Source organism: Sodalis sp. RH20, from assembly GCF_047324205.1.
Lineage (GTDB): Bacteria > Pseudomonadota > Gammaproteobacteria > Enterobacterales > Enterobacteriaceae > Acerihabitans.
On sequence record NZ_CP178733.1, the window covers coordinates 5,126,418 to 5,146,308 of the forward strand.

General features: G+C 58.6%; 16 protein-coding genes and 4 tRNA genes. 17 read left to right on the forward strand and 3 right to left on the reverse strand.

The window, feature by feature from the left end:
- The first annotated feature begins 85 nt into the window (after positions 1–85).
- Positions 86–2,113 (forward strand): DNA helicase Rep, encoded by a 2,028-nt coding sequence (gene rep, locus ACL2XM_RS23275; protein ID WP_410013130.1) that lies wholly within the window; start codon positions 86–88, stop codon positions 2,111–2,113.
- Positions 2,114–2,217: 104 nt separating this feature from the next.
- Here rep and gppA read toward each other — a convergent pair whose 3' ends face one another.
- On the reverse strand, positions 2,218–3,717 hold the full coding sequence (gene gppA / locus ACL2XM_RS23280) for a guanosine-5'-triphosphate,3'-diphosphate diphosphatase (RefSeq protein ID WP_413731685.1): 1,500 nt from the start codon (positions 3,715–3,717) through the stop codon (positions 2,218–2,220).
- Positions 3,718–3,722: 5 nt separating this feature from the next.
- On the reverse strand, positions 3,723–5,018 hold the full coding sequence (gene rhlB, locus ACL2XM_RS23285; protein ID WP_410013132.1) for an ATP-dependent RNA helicase RhlB: 1,296 nt from the start codon (positions 5,016–5,018) through the stop codon (positions 3,723–3,725).
- A 118-nt stretch (positions 5,019–5,136) separates the two neighbouring features.
- Between rhlB and trxA the strand changes: the two genes are divergently transcribed.
- The 16 genes from trxA to ACL2XM_RS23365 all read left to right on the forward strand — a co-directional run bounded on the left by trxA (position 5,137) and on the right by ACL2XM_RS23365 (position 19,080).
- Positions 5,137–5,463, forward strand: a complete 327-nt coding sequence (trxA, locus tag ACL2XM_RS23290; RefSeq protein ID WP_162367082.1) for a thioredoxin TrxA — start codon at positions 5,137–5,139, stop codon at positions 5,461–5,463.
- A 435-nt stretch (positions 5,464–5,898) separates the two neighbouring features.
- Entirely contained in the window at positions 5,899–7,158 is a 1,260-nt protein-coding gene (rho, locus tag ACL2XM_RS23295; protein ID WP_162367083.1) for a transcription termination factor Rho, read from the forward strand.
- 274 nt (positions 7,159–7,432) lie between these two features.
- The gene (gene wecA, locus ACL2XM_RS23300) at positions 7,433–8,545 is read left to right on the forward strand and encodes a UDP-N-acetylglucosamine--undecaprenyl-phosphate N-acetylglucosaminephosphotransferase (RefSeq protein WP_413721625.1); all 1,113 of its coding nucleotides are present in this window, start codon (positions 7,433–7,435) and stop codon (positions 8,543–8,545) included.
- A complete protein-coding gene (wzzE, locus tag ACL2XM_RS23305; protein WP_413731687.1) occupies positions 8,542–9,588 on the forward strand; it encodes an ECA polysaccharide chain length modulation protein in 1,047 nt (348 codons plus the stop codon). The genes wecA and wzzE overlap by 4 nt, the downstream gene beginning before the upstream one ends.
- Before the next feature lie 106 nt (positions 9,589–9,694).
- The gene (wecB, locus tag ACL2XM_RS23310; protein WP_410013135.1) at positions 9,695–10,825 is read left to right on the forward strand and encodes a non-hydrolyzing UDP-N-acetylglucosamine 2-epimerase; all 1,131 of its coding nucleotides are present in this window, start codon (positions 9,695–9,697) and stop codon (positions 10,823–10,825) included.
- Entirely contained in the window at positions 10,822–12,084 is a 1,263-nt protein-coding gene (wecC, locus tag ACL2XM_RS23315) for a UDP-N-acetyl-D-mannosamine dehydrogenase (protein WP_410013136.1), read from the forward strand. The genes wecB and wecC overlap by 4 nt, the downstream gene beginning before the upstream one ends.
- A gap of 42 nt (positions 12,085–12,126) precedes the next feature.
- On the forward strand, positions 12,127–12,891 hold the full coding sequence (gene rffC, locus ACL2XM_RS23320) for a dTDP-4-amino-4,6-dideoxy-D-galactose acyltransferase (RefSeq protein ID WP_410013137.1): 765 nt from the start codon (positions 12,127–12,129) through the stop codon (positions 12,889–12,891).
- 4 nt (positions 12,892–12,895) lie between these two features.
- Positions 12,896–14,026, forward strand: a complete 1,131-nt coding sequence (gene rffA, locus ACL2XM_RS23325; RefSeq protein WP_410013138.1) for a dTDP-4-amino-4,6-dideoxygalactose transaminase — start codon at positions 12,896–12,898, stop codon at positions 14,024–14,026.
- Position 14,027: 1 nt separating this feature from the next.
- On the forward strand, positions 14,028–15,278 hold the full coding sequence (gene wzxE / locus ACL2XM_RS23330) for a lipid III flippase WzxE (RefSeq protein ID WP_413731689.1): 1,251 nt from the start codon (positions 14,028–14,030) through the stop codon (positions 15,276–15,278).
- A complete protein-coding gene (locus tag ACL2XM_RS23335) occupies positions 15,275–16,357 on the forward strand; it encodes a TDP-N-acetylfucosamine:lipid II N-acetylfucosaminyltransferase (RefSeq protein ID WP_413731691.1) in 1,083 nt (360 codons plus the stop codon). Before wzxE ends, ACL2XM_RS23335 begins: the two co-directional genes overlap by 4 nt.
- Complete coding sequence (gene wzyE / locus ACL2XM_RS23340) at positions 16,354–17,700, forward strand: ECA oligosaccharide polymerase (protein WP_413721619.1); 1,347 nt, start codon at positions 16,354–16,356, stop codon at positions 17,698–17,700. Before ACL2XM_RS23335 ends, wzyE begins: the two co-directional genes overlap by 4 nt.
- Positions 17,701–17,727: 27 nt before the next feature.
- Positions 17,728–18,468 (forward strand): lipopolysaccharide N-acetylmannosaminouronosyltransferase, encoded by a 741-nt coding sequence (gene wecG, locus ACL2XM_RS23345; RefSeq protein WP_413731692.1) that lies wholly within the window; start codon positions 17,728–17,730, stop codon positions 18,466–18,468.
- Between the two features lie 183 nt (positions 18,469–18,651).
- Positions 18,652–18,728, forward strand: a tRNA-Arg gene (locus tag ACL2XM_RS23350).
- A 63-nt stretch (positions 18,729–18,791) separates the two neighbouring features.
- Positions 18,792–18,867 (forward strand) — tRNA-His (locus ACL2XM_RS23355).
- 14 nt (positions 18,868–18,881) lie between these two features.
- Positions 18,882–18,968 (forward strand) — tRNA-Leu (locus ACL2XM_RS23360).
- A gap of 35 nt (positions 18,969–19,003) precedes the next feature.
- A tRNA-Pro gene (locus ACL2XM_RS23365) sits at positions 19,004–19,080 on the forward strand.
- Between the two features lie 93 nt (positions 19,081–19,173).
- On the opposite strand, the gene ACL2XM_RS23370 is transcribed toward ACL2XM_RS23365, so the two are convergent.
- Positions 19,174–19,875: a DsbA family oxidoreductase gene (locus tag ACL2XM_RS23370; RefSeq protein WP_413729286.1), complete on the reverse strand. Its 702-nt coding sequence runs from the start codon at positions 19,873–19,875 to the stop codon at positions 19,174–19,176.
- Positions 19,876–19,891: the final 16 nt, after the last annotated feature.

Genomic DNA, 19,891 nt, shown 5'->3' on the forward strand with positions numbered 1-19,891 from the left:
GTCCTGCGTTAGGTATCAACCTCGTCCCGCCTTTCTGCTACAATCCCAGGCCGTCGTTTATCATTATCAATCCCAGGAAATCACCATGCGCCTGAACCCCAGCCAGCAGCACGCCGTCGAATTTGTTACCGGGCCTTGCCTGGTGCTGGCCGGCGCCGGATCGGGCAAGACGCGCGTCATTACCAATAAAATCGCCCACCTTATCCGCCAGTGCGGCTATCAGGCGCGGCATATCGCAGCGGTGACCTTTACCAACAAAGCCTCGCGGGAAATGAGGGAGCGCGTGGCGCAGACCCTGGGACGGCAGGAGGCGCGCGGTTTAACCATCGCCACCTTCCATACCCTGGGCCTGGAGATTATCAAGCGGGAATACAAAGCGCTGGGCATGAAGGCGAAGTTCTCGCTGTTTGACGAGCACGATCAATCGGCTTTGTTAAAAGATCTGACGGAACAGTGGCTGGAAGGGGATAAGGATCTGCTCAAGCAACTGGCGTCGGCGATCGGCAACTGGAAAAACGATCTGCTCGATCCTGTCCAGGCGCAGGCTGCGGCGCGTACCGAACGCGACAAACTGTTCGCCCATTGCTATGCGCTCTATGACGCCCATCTGCGCGCCTGCAACGTGCTGGATTTCGACGATCTGATCCTGCGGCCAACCCTGTTGCTGCAACGCGACGCCGAGGCGCGCGAGCGCTGGCAGAACCGCCTGCGCTATTTGCTGGTGGATGAGTATCAGGATACCAATACCAGCCAGTATGAACTGGTGAAGATGCTGGTGGGCAGCCGCGCGCGTTTTACCGTGGTGGGGGATGACGACCAGTCCATTTACTCCTGGCGCGGCGCGCGCCCGCAAAACCTGGAACTGCTGCAGCGCGATTTTCCAGCGCTTGCGGTGATCAAGCTGGAACAAAATTACCGCTCCACGGAGCGTATTTTGAAAGCCGCCAATATCCTGATCGCCAATAACCCGCACCTGTTTGAAAAAAAGCTTTTTTCCCAACTGGGCTACGGCGAGGCGCTGAAGGTGATCACCGCCAATAATGAGGATCACGAGGCGGAGCGGGTGGTGGGGGAGCTGATCGCCCACCATTTTATCCGTAAAACCCGTTATCGCGATTACGCTATTCTCTACCGGGGCAACCATCAGTCGCGGCTGTTTGAAAAAATGCTGATGCAAAACCGCATTCCCTATAAAATTTCCGGCGGCACCTCGTTTTTTTCCCGGCCGGAGATCAAGGACCTGCTGTGTTACCTGCGCGTTCTGACCAATCAGGATGACGACAGCGCCTTTTTGCGCGTGGTGAATACGCCGCGGCGGGAAATCGGTCCGGCCACCCTGCAAAAGCTGGGGGAATGGGCTTCGGCACGCAATAAAAGCCTGTTTGACGCCAGTTTTGACCTGGGTTTAAGCCAGACGCTGAGCGGGCGCGGGCTGGAATCCCTGCAACGTTTTACCCATTGGATGGCCGGCATTGCCCGGCTGGCGGAGCAGGAGCCGGTGCCGGCGGTGCGCGATTTGATCCACGGTATGGAATATGAAAGCTGGCTGCATGAAACCTCGCCCAGCCCCAAGGCCGCTGAAATGCGCATGAAAAACGTCAACCAGCTGTTCAGCTGGATGACCGAGATGCTGGAGGGGTCGGATCTTAACGAGCCGATGACCCTCGATCAGGTGGTAACCCGTTTTACCCTGCGCGAAATGATGGAGCGGGGCGAGAACGATGAAGAACTGGATCAGGTACAGCTGATGACCCTGCATGCGTCCAAGGGGCTGGAGTTTCCCTACGTGTTCCTGGTGGGGATGGAAGAGGGCCTGTTGCCCCATCAAAGCAGCATTGATGAAAATAACATTGATGAAGAGCGGCGGCTGGCGTATGTGGGCATCACCCGGGCGCAAAAAGAGCTTACCTTCACGTTATGCCGCGAGCGCCGTCAGTACGGCGAGACTATCCGGCCGGAGCCGAGCCGTTTCCTGCTGGAGCTACCGCAGGACGATCTGGCTTGGGAAAGCGTGCGCAAAGTGGTCAGCCCGGAGGATCGCATGTCACGGGGACAAAGCCATCTGGCCAGCATCAAGGCGCAATTGGCGAAAGCCAAGGGACAGGAACACTGACCGCCCGGCACCGCAGCGGATAGCGGTGCCGGCCGATTGGGTTGCGCACCGTGCCGGGGAACCGGCGCATAACCCCGCGCAGTGCGGGGTTACGGCAGTTTGTGCTAAAGCGGATCCATTTCCTCAAGCAGCATCGGCCAGTGGACATAACTTTGCCACTGGCTTTCCTGCTCCAGGTATTCGGCGCGCAGCGGATGCTGCGCCAGCCATGCGTGGGGTAACAGCACGTGCAGGGTATCGTCCAGGGCCCGCAGCTTCACCTCCGGCACCGTTTCGTCCCGACGGCGACTGGCGAAGATAATCGCCAGGCGCATCAACCGGCACAGCCGCTGCGCCATGCGCGGCGGCAGGCTGTTTTGCTGGCTGAGCTGCGCCACATCGATCTGATGGCTCTGGTTTTGCAACAGGGTGGCGATAAGCTTTTGCTGGGCCGGGGTAAAACCCGGTAAATCGGTATGGCGCACCAAATAGGCGGCGTGCTGCGGGGCGTTTTTAATATCGATGCTCAGTCCAATCTCATGAATCATGGTCGCACAGTGCAGGATGGCAAAACATCGTTCGTCCAGCTGCCACGCCTTGGCCACCTGCAGGGCGAAATCCGCCGCCAGGGAACTGACCCGCTGCGCCTGCTCGGTATCCAGCAGGTAGCGGCGCTGCATATTCTGCAGCGTGCGTTCGCGAATATCCTCGCACACCGGTAAATCCAGCATACCGTACATAATGCCTTCGCGCAGCGCGCCGCCGGCGAGCGTCATGGTCTTGATGCCCAGCTCATGGAATACCGCCAGCAGGATTGACAGGCCGCTGGGGAAAACCAGCGCCCGATCGAGGGTCAGGCCTTCGATTTCCAGCTCTTCGAGCTTACCGCACTGGATAGCCCGCTGTTTGAGCTGCAACAGCTTGCTCAGGGTTATCTGTTCGTCCATGCCCTGGGCGACCATGATTTCCTGCAACGCCTGCACCGTGCCCGAGGCGCCCACGCAGACCTGCCAGCCGCAGGCCAGGAGTTTCGACACCACCGGGCGGATCATGGCGCGCGCCGCCTGTTCCGCCTGATCAAAATTTTCCCTGGTCAGGCTGCGATCGCTGAACCAGCGATCGAGCCAGGTGACGCAGCCCATTTCCAGGCTGAACAGCTCAAGCGCCTGCGCGCCGCGTCCCACCACCAGTTCCGTGCTGCCGCCGCCGATATCCACCACCAGGCGCTCATCCGACCCGCCGGTGGTATGGGCCACGCCCTGATAAATCAGCCGGGCCTCCTCTTCGCCGCTAATCACCTGGACATCGCAACCCAGGATTTCCCGCGCGGTCACCAGGAACGTCTCGGCGTTGGTGGCGATGCGCAGGGTGGCGGTGGCGACCACGCGGATATGCGCCGCGGGAATGTCCTGCAGATGTTCGGCGAACAGCCGCAGGCATTGCCAGCCGCGCTGCATGGCCTCGGGAGTCAGCGCCTTGCCGGCATTGAGCCCGGAGGCCAGGCGCACCTTGCGCTTGATGCGCGCCAGCGTCTGGACGGTGCCGGCCACCTCGCGCACCACCAACATATGAAAACTATTGGAACCTAAGTCAATGGCGGCATAGAGCGAGGTGCAACTTAGCATGGTGTTCAGCCCGGACGTTTACGGTTATGACGTGGCGCCCCGCCCGCACCGCTGCGGCGGGATGCCGAGTGGCGGCGCGGACCCGTGCCCGGCCGTGCGCGGGTCAGGCGTTTCGGCGCCGGCAGGTCGGTCATCAGCGCGTCGCTGTTATACTTACTGACAGGGATCTGATGGCCAATATAGCTTTCAATCGCCGTCAGGTTCAACGCATATTCCTCACATGCCAGGCTGATGGAGCTGCCGCTTTCGCCGGCACGTCCCGTGCGGCCGATGCGGTGCACGTAATCCTCGCAGTCATCGGGCAAATCATAGTTGAATACATGCGTGACCAAAGGGATGTGCAGGCCGCGCGCCGCCACGTCGGTGGCTACCAGGATGTCCAGCGTGCCCTGGGTAAAATCCTCCAGGATGCGCAGGCGCCTTTTTTGCGATACGTCGCCGGTCAATAACCCGACCCGATGGCCGTCGGCGGCCAGATGGCCCCAGATATCCTCGCACCGGTGCTTGGTGTTGGCGAAAATAATGCAGCGATCCGGCCACTCTTCTTCAATCAGCGTCTGTAACAGGCGCATCTTTTCTTCATTGGAAGGATAAAAAAGCTCTTCCTGGATACGATAGCCGGTTTTTTGCAGCGGCTCGATCTCCACATACTCAGCGTTGTTCATATGTTCAAACGCCAGCTCACGTACACGATATGAAAGGGTGGCGGAGAACAGCATATTCAAACGTTGTTCAACGGCGGGCATACGACGGAACAACCAGCGGATGTCCTTGATAAAGCCCAGATCGAACATACGATCGGCTTCGTCGAGCACCACCACCTGGATAGCGCCCATATCAATATAATTCTGCTTGGTATAATCGATCAGGCGGCCGGTGGTGCCAACCAGGATATCCACCCCGGATTCGAGCACTTTCAGCTGCTTGTCGTAACCATCGCCACCGTAGGCCAGACCCATTTTCAGGCCGGTGGCCTGGGCTAAGAGTTCAGCATCGGAGTGGATTTGCACCGCCAGTTCGCGGGTTGGCGCCATGATCAGCGCCCTTGGCTGATTGGTCTGGCGCTGCTCGCTGGCAGGCTGGGTGAGTAGATGATGAAACGTGGCGGCGAGGAATGCCAACGTTTTTCCGGTACCGGTTTGCGCTTGTCCCGCGACATCTTTCCCGTCAAGGGTGATGGGTAATGTCAGCGCCTGAATAGGCGTACAATTATTAAACCCTTGTTTTTCAAGAGATTCAACAATCAGCGGGTGCAGGGCGAAGTCGGAAAACTTCTTTTCGGTTAAGTGTGTTTTGCTCATAGTGTGGTAGAATAACAGTTAACTATTGCATTACGAAAGCGTATCCAGTGAAATAAAGTCAACCCGTCGTTGGTTAACCTTAAACCAGCCGGGTAATGATAATCCTGTGGAGTAGAACATGAGCGATAAAATTATTCACGTAAGTGACGACAGCTTCGAAAAGGACGTGTTGCAGGCAAAGGGACTGTTCCTGGTGGATTTCTGGGCGGAATGGTGCGGCCCCTGTAAGATGATCGCGCCCATCCTGGCGGAAGTCGCTGATGAATTCGAAGGTAAATTGACTATCGCCAAGCTGAACATCGACGAAAATCCGGCCACCGCGCCCAAATACGGCATCCGCGGCATTCCCACCCTGCTGTTGTTCAAAGACGGCGAAGTGGTGGCGACTAAAGTCGGCGCGCTGTCCCGCAGCCAGTTGAAAGAGTTCCTGAATAAAAACCTGTAATCGGCAAAAAACGGTTATCTCAACGGGCCCTGACGTTCACTATGTTTTCTCGTATTGACCGCTAGACGCCCGCCAAGAACCGTGCTAAGTTTATGTCCACTGCATTTAGATCTTACCTGTAGTTTGAATCTGAGCTTTACTCTTTGTCCGAGTCCTGTTGTTGAACAGTTGGTCGAACCGTTTGTTGAACCATAAACGGCTGATAAACGGCACAGGCGTTACAAGCAAGGTGTTCAAGCCACCTGGATTTGAATTGATCCGTTTTTAGGCGCTCTCAATCTTCAGTCTTCTTGTACTCATTTTGCATGAATTGCTGTTCATCAGCCCAAACGGGATGCGCTGGGATTAAATGCCGTTAGACAGGCACGATTTTACGCTGCCATACCATTCACAAAAACAGTTCGAGAAATACCCCGAGTTTAAGAACCCACCATTATGAACCTTACCGAATTAAAAAATACGCCGGTTTCTGAGCTAATTACTCTCGGCGAAAACATGGGGCTGGAAAACCTGGCCCGTATGCGCAAGCAGGACATCATCTTCGCCATTTTAAAGCAGCACGCGAAAAGTGGAGAGGATATCTTTGGCGACGGCGTGTTGGAAATATTGCAGGATGGATTCGGTTTCCTCCGCTCCGGCGACAGCTCATACCTGGCCGGCCCTGATGATATCTATGTTTCCCCCAGCCAGATCCGCCGCTTCAACCTTCGCACCGGCGATACCATTTCCGGCAAGATTCGTCCGCCGAAAGAGGGCGAGCGTTACTTTGCGCTGCTGAAGGTGAATGAAGTCAACTACGACAAACCGGAAAATGCCCGTAACAAAATCCTGTTTGAAAACTTAACCCCGCTGCATGCCAACTCCAGGTTGCGCATGGAACGAGGCAACGGGTCCACCGAAGATCTGACGGCGCGCGTGCTGGACTTGGCCGCGCCTATCGGTCGCGGCCAGCGCGGCCTGATCGTGGCGCCGCCGAAGGCCGGTAAGACCATGCTGTTGCAGAATATCGCGCAGAGCATCGCCTACAACCATCCGGATTGCGTCCTGATGGTCCTGCTGATCGATGAGCGGCCGGAAGAAGTGACCGAAATGCAGCGACTGGTCAAAGGCGAAGTGATTGCGTCAACGTTCGATGAGCCGGCGTCCCGCCACGTTCAGGTCGCCGAAATGGTGATTGAAAAAGCCAAGCGTCTGGTCGAACATAAAAAAGACGTCATCATCCTGCTCGACTCCATTACCCGTCTGGCCCGCGCTTACAACACCGTGGTCCCCGCCTCGGGTAAAGTGCTGACCGGTGGTGTGGACGCCAACGCCCTGCACCGGCCAAAACGCTTCTTCGGCGCGGCGCGTAATATGGAAGAGGGCGGCAGCCTGACTATCATCGCCACGGCGTTGATTGACACCGGCTCGAAGATGGATGAAGTGATTTACGAAGAATTTAAAGGTACCGGTAATATGGAACTGCACCTCTCGCGCAAAATCGCCGAGAAACGTGTCTTCCCGGCGATTGACTATAACCGCTCCGGTACCCGTAAGGAAGAGTTGCTGACTACCCAGGAAGAGCTGCAGAAAATGTGGATCCTGCGCAAGATCATCCACCCGATGGGCGAAACCGACGCCATGGAATTCCTGATGAATAAATTAGCGATGACCAAAACCAATGACGAGTTTTTCGATATGATGAAACGCTCGTAATTCACAAAAACTCGGGTAACGCCACGTCAAGACGTGGCGTTTTTTGTTTCTGATGCTAGGATAGTGAGTTCTTACTTGCCGCTGCCTGACGAATAGAGGTTTAGCCAAGCGGCCTTTTGCTTCAGTTCACCCGACGGAGATTCGGGTGTGACGAAAAAAATGACAAATCAATATTTCAGTGTCACCTAACCCAGTGACGATTGAGGCAGAGAGTGGGGGGCGTCTACATCGGTGGCGCTTCTAACAGCCTGATGGATGCAGAGAGCTTTCTATTGTGAACCTACTCAATATGAGTACTGATTTTTTCGCTATTTTTTTATTTTCAATGGTTTTTTTGTTTTTCTCCCGCAAGGTTGCGCAAAAGATCGGCCTGGTTGATAAACCCAATTACCGCAAACGACACCATGGGCAAATCCCGTTGGTGGGCGGTATCTCCATTTATGCCGGCATCTGTTTCACGTTCATTTATACCGATCACTTCGTGCCGCATATTGGCCTGTATCTGCTATGCTCCGGCGTCCTGGTGCTGACCGGGGCGCTCGACGATCGTTTTGATATCAGCGTCAAGTCCCGCGCCACCATCCAGGCGCTGGTCGCCGTCACCATGATGTACTTCGGCGGCTTATATATTAATAGCCTGGGATATGTGTTCGGCCCTTGGGAAATGGTGCTCGGACCTTATTTTGGTTATCCGGTCACGCTGTTCGCCGTGTGGGCGGCAATCAACGCGTTTAACATGGTGGACGGCATCGACGGGCTGCTCGGCGGGTTATCCTGCGTCTCGCTCGGCGCCATGGGCATCCTGATGTTCAAGGACAACAATCCCAGCCTCGGCTTGTGGTGTTTTGCCCTGATTGCCGCCATTTTGCCGTATATCCTGCTGAATCTCGGCCTGTTCGGCCGCCACTATAAAGTGTTTATGGGCGACGCCGGCAGCACCATGATCGGCTTCAGCATTATCTGGATTATCCTGCAAAGCACCCAGGGCACCGGGCATCCCATGAACCCGGTCACCGGCCTGTGGATTATCGCCATCCCCCTGATGGATATGATTGCCATCATGTACCGCCGCATGCGTAAAGGCATGAGCCCCTTTTCTCCCGATCGGCAGCATATCCACCACCTTATCATGCGCGCCGGCTTCAGTTCACGGCAAGCCTTTGTTATTATTACCGTTACCGCCGCCATCCTGGCCGCGTTCGGCGTGGCGGGCGAACAGTGGTTCATCTGGCCCGATTGGCTGATGTTTATGTTGTTCATCCTGGTTTTTTTACTCTACGGCTATTTGCTGAAATGCGCCTGGCGGGTGGCGCGCTTCGTTAAACGCACCAAGCGGCGGTTCGGCGCCAAACAGAGACCCACTAACCGTAATGCGGGACAAAAATGAGATCAGAAACCCAACCGACGGCCCGCGATGCGGCGCTGGATAACGAGCTGGATATCCGGGGGCTTTTTTGCGCCCTGTGGCGCGGCAAGCGCTGGATTATCGGCACCGCCCTGGTGTTTGCGGTTCTTGCCCTGGTCTATTCTTATCTGGTAAAGCAGGAATGGACCGCGGCGGCGGTCACCGATAAACCGACGGTGAACATGCTCGGCAGCTATTTTTCCCAGCAGCAGTTCCTGCGTAACCTGGATGTTAAAAATACCGCCTTGCCCACCTCGGATATGCCGGGCATCGGCGACGAGGCGTACCAGGAATTTATCCGCCAGCTGTCCTCCTATGACACCCGCCGCGATTTCTGGCTGGCAGCCGATTACTATACCTCGCGCAAACAGGGCGACGCCCATGCCGATGCGGTCTTGCTGGATGAAATGATCGGCAATATCCAGTTTTCGCCGAGGGATGATGCCAAAAAATTGCCGGATCAGGTGACCCTCACCGCCGAAACGGCGGCGGACGCCAGTCTGCTGCTGCGTCGTTATGTGGCGTTTGCCAGCCAGCGCGCCGCCGGTCATCTGAATGAAGATATCATCGGCGCCTGGACGGCGCGCACCATCTCACTCAAGGCGCAGGTCAAGCGCCAGGAGGCGGTGGCCAATGCCGTTTATGATCGCGACCTTAGCGCGCTGCGCCATGCCCTGGATATTGCCAAGCGGCAGGGCATCAGTCATAGTCAGATCACGGTCCCCGAGGAGCAATTGCCGCAGTCGGGGTTGTTCCTGTTGGGAGAACAAGTGCTGCAGGCGCGGCTGGAAGCCCTGCAGGCGGCCGGTCCCGGTTTTGATGTGGAATACGATCAGAATCGGGCCATGCTGGCCACGCTTAATGTCGGCCCGACGCTGCAGAATACATTCCAGACTTACCGTTATTTAAGGACGCCCGAGGAACCGGTTAAACGCGATAAACCGCGCCGGATTTTCCTGCTCATTCTCTGGGGCGCTATGGGCGGCCTGGTCGGGGCCGGCGTTGCGCTGGGCCGCCGCCGCTAAGGGCAAAGCCCCGGGACTGCCATTAATCCGAATGGGTGCGCCGCCACTACGCGGCAGAATAGAGAAGCCACGCGTAAGGCTTATTTGAGACGGAAAGGAATTTGCTGTGAAAGTGTTGACAGTCTTCGGCACAAGGCCGGAAGCCATAAAAATGGCGCCGCTTATCCTGGCCCTGGCCAAGGACCCGGCCTTTGAATCCAGGATTTGCGTCACGGCCCAACACCGGGAAATGCTCGATCAGGTGTTACGTTTGTTTGAAATCGTACCTGATTATGATTTAGATATCATGCGTCCGGATCAGGGCCTGACGGAAATCACCAGTCGTATCCTCACCGGCATGAAACCGGTGCTGGCGTCATTTCGTCCGGATGTGGTGCTGGTACACGGCGACACCACCACGACACTGGCCGCCAGCCTGGCGGCATTTTACCAGCAAATCCCGGTCGGCCACGTGGAGGCCGGATTGCGCACCGGCAATCTTTATTCGCCCTGGCCGGAGGAAGCCAACCGTAAATTAACCGGCCATCTGGCGATGTATCACTTTTCGCCCACCGAGAACGCGCGGCAAAACCTGCTGCGCGAAGGACTGGCGGGGGAACGGATATTCGTTACCGGCAATACGGTTATCGATGCGCTGTTTTGGGTTCGCGATAGCATTTTAAATGACGCCGGGTTGCGCGCCGGGCTTGAGACGCGCTACGATTTTCTCGACCCGCAGAAAAAGATGATCCTGGTCACCGGCCACCGGCGCGAAAGCTTCGGCGACGGCTTCGAGCGCATTTGCAGCGCGCTGGCGCATATTGCCCGCCATCATCCCGAGGTGCAGGTGGTCTACCCGGTCCATCTCAATCCCAATGTCGGCGAGCCGGTTAACCGCATTTTAAGCGGTATCCCCAATATTAAACTTATCGATCCGCAGGACTACCTGCCGTTTGTTTACCTGATGGACCGGGCCTATATGATCCTGACGGATTCCGGCGGCATCCAGGAGGAGGCGCCGTCCCTCGGTAAACCGGTGCTGGTGATGCGCGACGCCACCGAGCGCCCGGAAGCGGTGGCGGCGGGTACCGTGAGATTGGTGGGTACCGATCCCAAAACCATCCAGGCGGCGGTCTCCCGTTTATTGACCGACGCCGATGAATATCTGGCCATGAGCCGGGCGCATAATCCCTATGGGGATGGGCAGGCCTGCCAGCGAATTATCGACGCGTTAAAGAATAATCAGGTGACAGTATGAGTTTTGACCAGATCTCCGTTATCGGCCTGGGTTATATCGGCCTGCCCACTGCCGCCGCCTTTGCTTCGCGCGGCAAAAAAGTGGTGGGTGTGGACGTGAACCAGCGTGCGGTGGAGACCATTAACCGCGGCGAAATTCACATTGTCGAGCCGGACCTGGCCGACGTGGTGCAACGCGCCGTCGAAGAGGGACATCTTACGGCGGTAACCCGGCCGGTGGCGGCCGACGCGTTTCTGATTGCGGTGCCGACACCGTTTATGGACGGGCATGAACCCGACCTTAACTATGTGCGCGCGGCGGCGCTTTCGCTGGCTCCGGTCCTTAAAGCCGGGGATCTGGTTATCCTGGAGTCCACCTCGCCGGTGGGCACCACCGAGCAGATGGCGCGATGGCTGGCCGAGGCGCGCCCCGACCTGCGTTTTCCGCAGACGGCGGGCGAGGAGGCGGATATCAATATCGCCTATTGCCCCGAGCGCGTGCTGCCCGGCAAAATCATGGCCGAGCTGATCAAAAACGATCGGGTGATCGGCGGCATGACCGCGCGCTGTTCGGCGCGCGCCAGCGAGCTCTACCGGATTTTCCTGCAAGGTGAGTGTGTGGTCACTAACTCCCGTACCGCCGAGATGTGCAAGCTGACCGAAAACAGCTTTCGGGATGTCAATATCGCCTTCGCCAATGAGCTGTCGCTGATTTGCGCCGATCAGGATATTAATGTCTGGGAACTGATCCGCCTGGCCAACCGCCATCCGCGGGTTAATATCCTGCAGCCGGGTCCCGGCGTCGGCGGGCATTGCATCGCGGTCGACCCCTGGTTTATCGTCGCGCAGAATCCAGGCCAGGCCCGCCTTATCCGTACCGCCCGCCTGGTCAACGACGGCAAGCCGCTCTGGGTGGTGGACCGGGTCAAGGCGGCGGTGGCTGATTGCCTGGCGCACAGCGGCAAACGCGCCCATGAGCTGACCATCGCCTGCTTCGGCCTGGCGTTTAAGCCGGATATCGACGATCTGCGCGAAAGCCCCGCGGTCGCCATTACCCGGCTGATAGCCCAATGGCATGTGGGCAAGACCCTGGCGGTGGAGCCGAACGTGACGCAACTGCCCGCGTCGCTCGCGGGTCTCGCCACCCTGGCGGGGCTGGACAGCGCGCTGGATAGCGCGGATATACTGGTAATGCTGGTGGATCACCGTCAATTCAGGGCGCGCCCCCCGGCCGATATTACGCAACGCTGGATTATCGATACCAAAGGTGTCTGGCGCTAAGCTGCAACCCCGGCTTCGGCCGCTAGCCATCGGGTGGACCCTATGTCCGTGCATGCCACTATCGAACCGCTGGAGTGGGAAAGTGATTTTTTCACCTTAACCAGCGGCAAACTCAATTTTGATCCCGCCGCCGCGCCGCTGACCCTTTCCGCCCTGGATGCGTTCCAGGTGGTACAGGCCAAGGTGGCGGCCGACAGCCTGGCGCTGGCGGATGCGCTGGCTGTGCTGGGCTTCCGGCTGGTGGAAGGCGAAATTGATTGCTGCCTGCGGGTGCCGAAACGGGACGGCGGCGGTGATGCCCAGGATGTCATTAACGGCGCGACCACCGGCGCGGCGCGAAACCGCGCCCAAAGCGGGCGCAGCGGCGCGCTGCGCATGGCCGGCCGCGACGACATGGCGGCCGTCGGCCTGCTGGCGTCGGCGGCGTTCAGGCTAAGCCGGTTTCGCGAACCCTGGTACCGCGGCGCGGACTGCCGTCGTTTCTATGCCGTTTGGGCACAAAATGCCATCCTGGGCGCTTTTGACGATCTCTGCCTGGTCAAGGGCCGGCCCGGGGCCGTCGAAGGCATGGTGACGCTCCGGCGACTCGGCACGGATGAGGCGCGTATCGGCCTGCTGGCGGTGGACCCGGCGCTTACCGGCCGGGGCATCGGGCGCATCCTATGCGCCGGCGCGCTGGCATGGTGCCGCCTGCAGGGGATATCGCGCCTGCGTGTCGCCACCCAGGCCGGCAATATCGCCGCGCTACGACTCTACATCGCATGCGGTGCCAACGTTGACAGCACCGCCTACTGGTTATACAGGTGACAACATGATCCCGTTTAATTCCCCACCGGTGGTGGGCACTGAAATCGACTTTATCCGCACGGCGATGGGCAGCGGCAAGCTGTGTGGCGACGGCGATTTTACCAAGCGTTGCCAGCGGTGGCTGGAGCAGCGTTTTGGCAGCCCCAAGGCACTCCTGACGCCTTCCTGCACCGCGTCGCTTGAGATGGCGGCCATATTGTTGAATATCCGGCCGGGCGATGAAGTGATCATGCCCAGCTATACCTTTGTCTCCACCGCCAACGCGTTTGTCCTGCGCGGCGCGACCATTGTGTTCGTCGATATCCGACCCGACACCATGAACATGGATGAAACGCTTATCGAGGCGGCCATCACCGCGAAAACCCGCGCTATCGTGCCGGTGCATTATGCCGGCATCGCCTGCGAAATGGACGCCATCATGGCGCTGGCGGCGAAATACCGCCTGGCGGTCATCGAGGATGCCGCCCAGGGCGTGATGTCCGCCTATCGCGGGAAACCGCTCGGTACCCTGGGACATATCGGCTGTTTCAGTTTCCATGAAACCAAAAACTACACCGCCGGCGGCGAGGGCGGCGCCACGCTCATCAACGACGCCACCCTGGTTGACCGGGCCGAGATCGTGCGTGAAAAAGGCACCAATCGCAGCCAGTTCTTTCGCGGCCAGGCGGATAAATACACCTGGCGCGATATCGGCTCCAGCTACCTGATGGCCGATTTGCAGGCCGCCTATCTCTGGGGGCAACTGGATGCCGCCGATATCATTAACCGCCGCCGCCTGGAACTGTGGAACCGCTATCGCGACGCGCTGCTCCCGCTGGCGGAACGGGGGCGTATCGAACTGCCGACGGTGCCGGAAGGCTGCCGGCAAAATGCCCATATGTTTTATATAAAGCTGCGGGATATCGCCGATCGCTCGGCGTTTATCGCGCATATGAAAACGGCGGATATCCTGACGGTATTTCATTATATTCCGCTGCATGACAGCCCGGCCGGGCTGCGATTCGGCCGTTTCAGCGGCGAGGATCGTTATACCACCCTGGAGAGCCAGCGCCTGGTGCGGCTGCCGTTGTTCTACAACTTAACCGACGAGCATCAATCCCAGGTCATCGGCGCGATTAACCGGTATTTCGCCTGATATGTCGCTGGCCCGCGCCTCGTTATGGACTGCCGGTTCGACGCTTGTCAAGATTGGCGTCGGCCTGCTGGTGGTCAAACTGCTGGCGGTGTCTTTCGGGCCGTCCGGCGTCGGCCAGGCGGGCAACTTCCGGCAGCTGGTGACCGTGCTCGGCGTGCTGTCCGGCGCGGGTATTTTTAACGGCATTACCAAATATGTGGCGCAGTACCAGCACCAGCCGCAACAATTGCGCGCCGTGCTGGGCACCGGGTCGGCCATGGTGCTGGGGTTTTCCACGCTGCTGGCGGTGATTTTTTTAACGGCCGCCGAATCCATCAGCCGCGGGCTGTTCGGCCATGGCGACTATGCCGGCGTGGTGCGTGCGGTGGCCTTTATCCAGTTGGGTATCGCCTATGCCAACCTGATGCTGGCTATTCTGAAAGGTTTTCGCGACGCCGCCGGCAACGCCCTGGCCGTCAGCTGCGGCAGCGTGCTGGGCGCGGGCGCTTTTTTCCTCTGCTATAGGCTGGGCGGTTACCCCGGGGCGCTGGCCGGACTGGCGCTGGTGCCGGCCGTGACGCTGCTGCCCGCGGCCCTGGTGGTGGCCCGGCGGCGGCGGATTAGCCCGGGCGATTTGCGTCCGTCATGGGATAGGCAGCTTGCCGGCCAATTGGGCAAATTTACCCTGATGGCGCTGATGACATCGTTCACCCTGCCGCTGGCCTATATTCTGATGCGTAATCTCCTGGCCCAGCGCTATAGCTGGGAAGAGGTGGGTATCTGGCAGGGGGTCAGCAGTATCTCCGACGCTTATCTGCAGTTTATTACCGCCTCGTTTACCGTTTACCTGCTGCCGACCCTGTCGCGTTTAAGCGATAAGCGCGCCGTCGCCCGGGAAATCGGGCGGTCGCTGCTGTTTGTGATGCCCGCGGTGGCGGTGGTTAGCCTGGTCTTGTGGCTGTTAAGGGATGTGGCTATCCGCCTGCTGTTTTCCGCCGAGTTCGAGGCGATGCGCGACCTGTTCGCCTGGCAGCTGGTAGGCGACGTATTGAAAGTGGGCGCTTACGTATTCGGTTATCTGGTCATAGCCCGGGCCTCGCTGCGTTTTTACCTGCTGACGGAAATCAGCCAGTTCGCGTTGTTGACCGGTTTTTCGCACTGGCTGATTCCCCTGCATGGCGCGCTTGGCGCGACGCAGGCTTATATGGCAACCTATATAGTGTATTTTTTACTTTGTAGCGGCGTATTTCTTCTTTATTGCAGGGAAAAATGATCCCATTAACCCATGTGCTTGGCGCGGATATCCCGCATCATAACCTGACGGTGCTGCGTTTTTTCAACGATCGGCTGGCGGGCGATCTCCCCGAGGGACAACCCCATCATTTTATGGTGGCCGCCGCCGACAGCGCACCGTTCGCGCCCTTTACGCGGCTTATTATCGCTACCTACGCGGATAAACGGGCGCTGGCGCGGGCGGTGGTGCGTTTAGCCGCCGCCGAACCGGCGAGGCGTTTCTTCCTGCACGGGCAGTTCAACCCGCGGCTCTGGCTGGCCCTGCTGCTGGGGACCTTGCCCGCCGCCCGGGTCAGCTGGCATATCTGGGGCGCCGATCTCTATGAAGAATCCCAGAGCGTAAAACACCGTTTGTTTTATTTGTTGCGCCGCCGCGCCCAGGGGCGGGTCGGCCATGTGTTCGCCACTCTCGGCGATTTGTCGGTCTATCGCCCGCGCTATCCCCAGGTGCCGGCGGCGCCGCTGTATTTTCCCACCCGCATGGACCCGGCGCTGGGTTTTGACCGGCCGCCGCCGGTGGGTAAAACCCTCACTGTGCTGGTGGGAAACTCCGGCGATGCCGCCAATCGCCACCTGGAGGCGCTGGAAGCGATTCACCGCCAGTTCGGCGCCGACGTGCGGGTGATTGTGCCGCTGGGGTATCCGGCCAATAACGAGGCCTATATCGCCCGGGTGCGGGCGCAAGGGGAGAAACTGTTTCCGGCGGACCGGCTGGAGCTGCTGACGCGCCCGGTGGCGTTTGACGCTTACCTGACGCTGTTGCGCCAGTGCGATGTGGGGTATTTCCTGTTTAACCGCCAGCAGGGCATCGGCACGCTCTGCCTGCTGATCCAGTTCGGCGTGCCGTTTGTCCTGAGTCGGCGCAACCCGTTTTGGCAGGATTTGGCCGCGGAACAGGTGCCGGTGCTTTTTCACGGCGACAGGCTCGACCGATCGGTGGTGCGCGCGGCGCAACGGCAACTGGCCGGCGTGGATAAAAGCCGTATCGCCTTTTTTTATCCCAATTATCTGCAGGGATGGCGCCGGGCGCTGGCCGTCGCCGCGGGGACAAGCTCATGACCCTTGGCCAGTTCGGCGGATTGCTGGTGGTCTATGTGCTCTCGGTGCTGCTGGTGCTGACCCTGACCTATCGGGAATTTCGCCGGATACGCTTTAATTTCAACGTCTTTTTTTCACTGCTTTATTTATTGACCTTCTATCTGGGTTTTCCGCTGACCTGCATTCTCGCGTTTCGCTTTAATGTCCAGGTGGCGCCGGTGGAAAACCTGCTGGAAGCGCTGCTGGCCGCCACCGCTTTTTACGGGATTTATTATGTCAGTTATAAAACCCGCTGGTTTTCTTCTTCCCGGTCCGCCGCCGGGCCGGTATTGTCCCTGAACCGGGTGGAAACGCATTTGACCTGGATCCTGCTGGCGCTGACCGCCGTCGGCACGGTGGCGATATTCTTTATGCATAACGGGTTTTTATTATTCCGCCTGCAGTCCTACAGCCAGATATTTTCCCGCGATGTTACCGGGGTGGCGCTGAAGCGCTTTTTCTATTTTTTTATCCCGGCAATGTTAATTATTTATTTCCTTAACCCCACCCGGCGCAATTGGCTATTATTTTTATGCAGCACCGTGGCCTTCGGTATTTTCACCTATATGGTGGTCGGCGGGACCCGGGCCAATATCATTATCGCCTTCGCCTTGTTTTTGTTTATCGGCATCCAGCGCAACTGGATAAGCCTGTGGATGCTGGGCGCGTCCGGTCTGGTGGCCGTGGCCGCCATGTTCTGGCTGGCGTTAAAGCGCTACGGCCTGAACGTCAGCGGCGACGAGGGGTTTTATACGTTTTTGTATCTGACGCGCGACACCTTCTCCCCCTGGGAAAATCTGGCGCTGTTACTGCAAAACTACCCTAAGATAGCCTTCCAGGGCCTGGCGCCTGTGATTCGCGACTTTTATGTCTTTATCCCTGGCTGGTTATGGCCGGACCGCCCCAGCCTGGTGCTCAATACCGCCAATTATTTTACCTGGGAGGTTTTGGACAATCATTCCGGCCTGGCGATTTCGCCCACGCTTATCGGTTCGCTGCTGGTCATGGGCGGCGTGGTGTTTATTCCCTTAGGCGCCATCCTGGTGGGGCTTATCCTGAAAGGATTCGATACCCTGTATGAACGGGGCAAGGCGGCGTCGGACCGTTATCGTTCGGCGGTGCTGCAGGCATTTTGTTTTGGCGCCGTGTTTAATATGATAGTACTGGCCCGCGAGGGATTGGATGCCTTTACGTCGCGCGTGGTGTTTTTCGCCCTGGTATTCGGCATGTGCCTGTTGCTGGCAAAATTACTCTTTTGGCTGCTTAACCGCGCGGGGCTGATCCGTCCCAGGCGCGCGCGTGGGGCGACAGAGGCATCATCGTAAGCGCGTCAGCCTTTGTAAGGATAATAAATGGAAATTCAGGACGGAATCGCCCTATACCGTATTCGCGGTTTGGTTATCTGGGGTTTTCGCGATCAGCGGCAGTGCGTCGATTACCTGTTTGCCGGCGGACGGGTCAAGACCGGCACCCTGGTGGCCGTCAACGCGGAAAAGGTGCTGACCTCGGAGCGGGATGCCGCGCTTGCCCAACTGCTGGCGGAGGCGCAATACAAGTACGCCGACGGCATCAGCATCGTGCGGTCGATTCGCCGCAAATATCCCGCCGCCGAGGTGGCGCGCATCGCGGGCGCCGATCTGTGGGAGGGTATTATGGCGCGGGCGGGCAAGGAGGGCACGGCGGTTTTTCTTATCGGCGGCCGGCCGGATGTGCTCGGGCAGACGGCCGAGCGCCTGCGCGCGAAATGGAACGTTAACATCGTCGGGACGCAGGACGGCTTTTTTGCCCCGGCCGGGCAGGAATCGCTGTTCGCCCGGGTCCGGGCCAGCGGCGCCGCTATCGTTACCGTGGCGATGGGCTCGCCCAGGCAGGAAAAGTTGATGCGCGATTGCCGCGCCAGCTATCCCGACGCGCTCTATATGGGCGTGGGCGGCACCTACGATGTTTTTACCGGCCATGTAAAGCGCGCGCCCCTCCTCTGGCAACGCATGGGCCTGGAGTGGCTATACCGCCTGTTCAGCCAGCCCAGCCGTTTCCGGCGCCAACTGAAACTGTTACGCTTTATCGGCTATTATATCAGCGGACGTTTGTAGGCGCGCGGCCCCCCGCCGGGGGGTAAGTACCCGAAAAGAAGGGCTCATGGCGTTTTGACGGCGGGGAAAACGACCTAAGCGGGCAGGAAATGAGCAAAGGGTCATTAAACCCGGCAAAAGTAGTAAAAAGCACTAGACAGTCAGGCCGCGATTCCGTACTATCCCCACCCGCAACGGCGCTAAGCGCCCGTAGCTCAGCTGGATAGAGCGCTGCCCTCCGGAGGCAGAGGTCTCAGGTTCGAATCCTGTCGGGCGCACCATATTTAGTGCGCAAGTGCCGTGTCAGCAGTATCTTCACGTTGCGGTAAGCAGTATCAGTAATGGTGATTGTAGCTCAGTTGGTAGAGCCCTGGATTGTGATTCCAGTTGTCGTGGGTTCGAGCCCCATCAGTCACCCCAACATTAGTGGCCATGCGAAGGTGGCGGAATTGGTAGACGCGCTAGCTTCAGGTGTTAGTGTCTTAACGGACGTGAGGGTTCAAGTCCCTCTCTTCGCACCACAACCTTTAAGTACCCTTTTTAAGATGTTGCAGTACGGCGAGTAGCGCAGCTTGGTAGCGCAACTGGTTTGGGACCAGTGGGTCGGAGGTTCGAATCCTCTCTCGCCGACCACATTCCCGATGGTGTTGCCCAAGCGGTAGCGGGCAGGGCCAGAAAAAAGAAGAGCGGCAGGTCATCATGACCTGCCGTTTTTTTTTATGGAGTTTAGGTGGCGTCAGGTGGTGGCATCTGCGCCGTCGGCGCGTTGGACCCGTCGGCCGCACAACACGCTCCTGCCCGCTCAGCGGCCCGGAGAAGCACCTCGGTAAATACTTCGGCCGGTTGCGCCCCCGAAATCACCTCGCCATCGATGTCGACGCTGGGAACGCCGCGAATGCCGGCATCGTGCAAGGCCCGTTCAATGGCTCTGACAGCGTCGCTTTCTTCTTCACCGGCGAGGAAGGTGGCGACGGCATCCCGAGCGAGTCCCCGTTCAACGGCGATCTCCGCGAGTGTAGCCCGGTTGCCGATGTCGCGGCCCTGCTCGAAATAAGCTGAGAGCAAGGCGTTGCCGAGCGCATCGGCAACGCCGTGGCGCTGTGCAAATCGCATCAGTCGGTGGGCCTGGAAGGTGTTGGCGGTCCTTTCTATTGCATCATAATCAAATGCGACATCATCGCCGTGCGCGGCGGTGACGGTCTGGGCGTCGAGCTGGCGGCTGCGCTCCCAACTGCCAAACTTAAGCGCGCGATAGACTTTACGGTCCATGCCTTCGGCCGGCATGTCCGGGTTGAGCTCAAACGGTCGCCAGCTAACTTCGACGCAAACGCCCGCGGGAAGCGTACGAATTGCCCTGGCCAGACGGCGGTGGCCGATCAGGCACCAGGGGCAGATAAAGTCAGACGTAACAGTGACAGGAATGGACATGATGGATCTCCCGTAA

Bases quoted from the DNA above. Each gene is read 5' to 3' on its own strand.
- trxA (WP_162367082.1), top strand. From the start codon at position 5,137: ATGAGCGATAAAATTATTCACGTAAGTGACGACAGCTTCGAAAAGGAC.
- rhlB (WP_410013132.1), bottom strand. From the start codon at position 5,018: ATGAGCAAAACACACTTAACCGAAAAGAAGTTTTCCGACTTCGCCCTG.
- rep (WP_410013130.1), top strand. From the start codon at position 86: ATGCGCCTGAACCCCAGCCAGCAGCACGCCGTCGAATTTGTTACCGGG.
- gppA (WP_413731685.1), bottom strand. From the start codon at position 3,717: ATGCTAAGTTGCACCTCGCTCTATGCCGCCATTGACTTAGGTTCCAAT.
- wecC (WP_410013136.1), top strand. From the start codon at position 10,822: ATGAGTTTTGACCAGATCTCCGTTATCGGCCTGGGTTATATCGGCCTG.
- wzxE (WP_413731689.1), top strand. From the start codon at position 14,028: ATGTCGCTGGCCCGCGCCTCGTTATGGACTGCCGGTTCGACGCTTGTC.
- rffC (WP_410013137.1), top strand. From the start codon at position 12,127: ATGTCCGTGCATGCCACTATCGAACCGCTGGAGTGGGAAAGTGATTTT.
- wecG (WP_413731692.1), top strand. From the start codon at position 17,728: ATGGAAATTCAGGACGGAATCGCCCTATACCGTATTCGCGGTTTGGTT.
- wzyE (WP_413721619.1), top strand. From the start codon at position 16,354: ATGACCCTTGGCCAGTTCGGCGGATTGCTGGTGGTCTATGTGCTCTCG.
- rho (WP_162367083.1), top strand. From the start codon at position 5,899: ATGAACCTTACCGAATTAAAAAATACGCCGGTTTCTGAGCTAATTACT.
- ACL2XM_RS23335 (WP_413731691.1), top strand. From the start codon at position 15,275: ATGATCCCATTAACCCATGTGCTTGGCGCGGATATCCCGCATCATAAC.
- ACL2XM_RS23370 (WP_413729286.1), bottom strand. From the start codon at position 19,875: ATGTCCATTCCTGTCACTGTTACGTCTGACTTTATCTGCCCCTGGTGC.
- wzzE (WP_413731687.1), top strand. From the start codon at position 8,542: ATGAGATCAGAAACCCAACCGACGGCCCGCGATGCGGCGCTGGATAAC.
- rffA (WP_410013138.1), top strand. From the start codon at position 12,896: ATGATCCCGTTTAATTCCCCACCGGTGGTGGGCACTGAAATCGACTTT.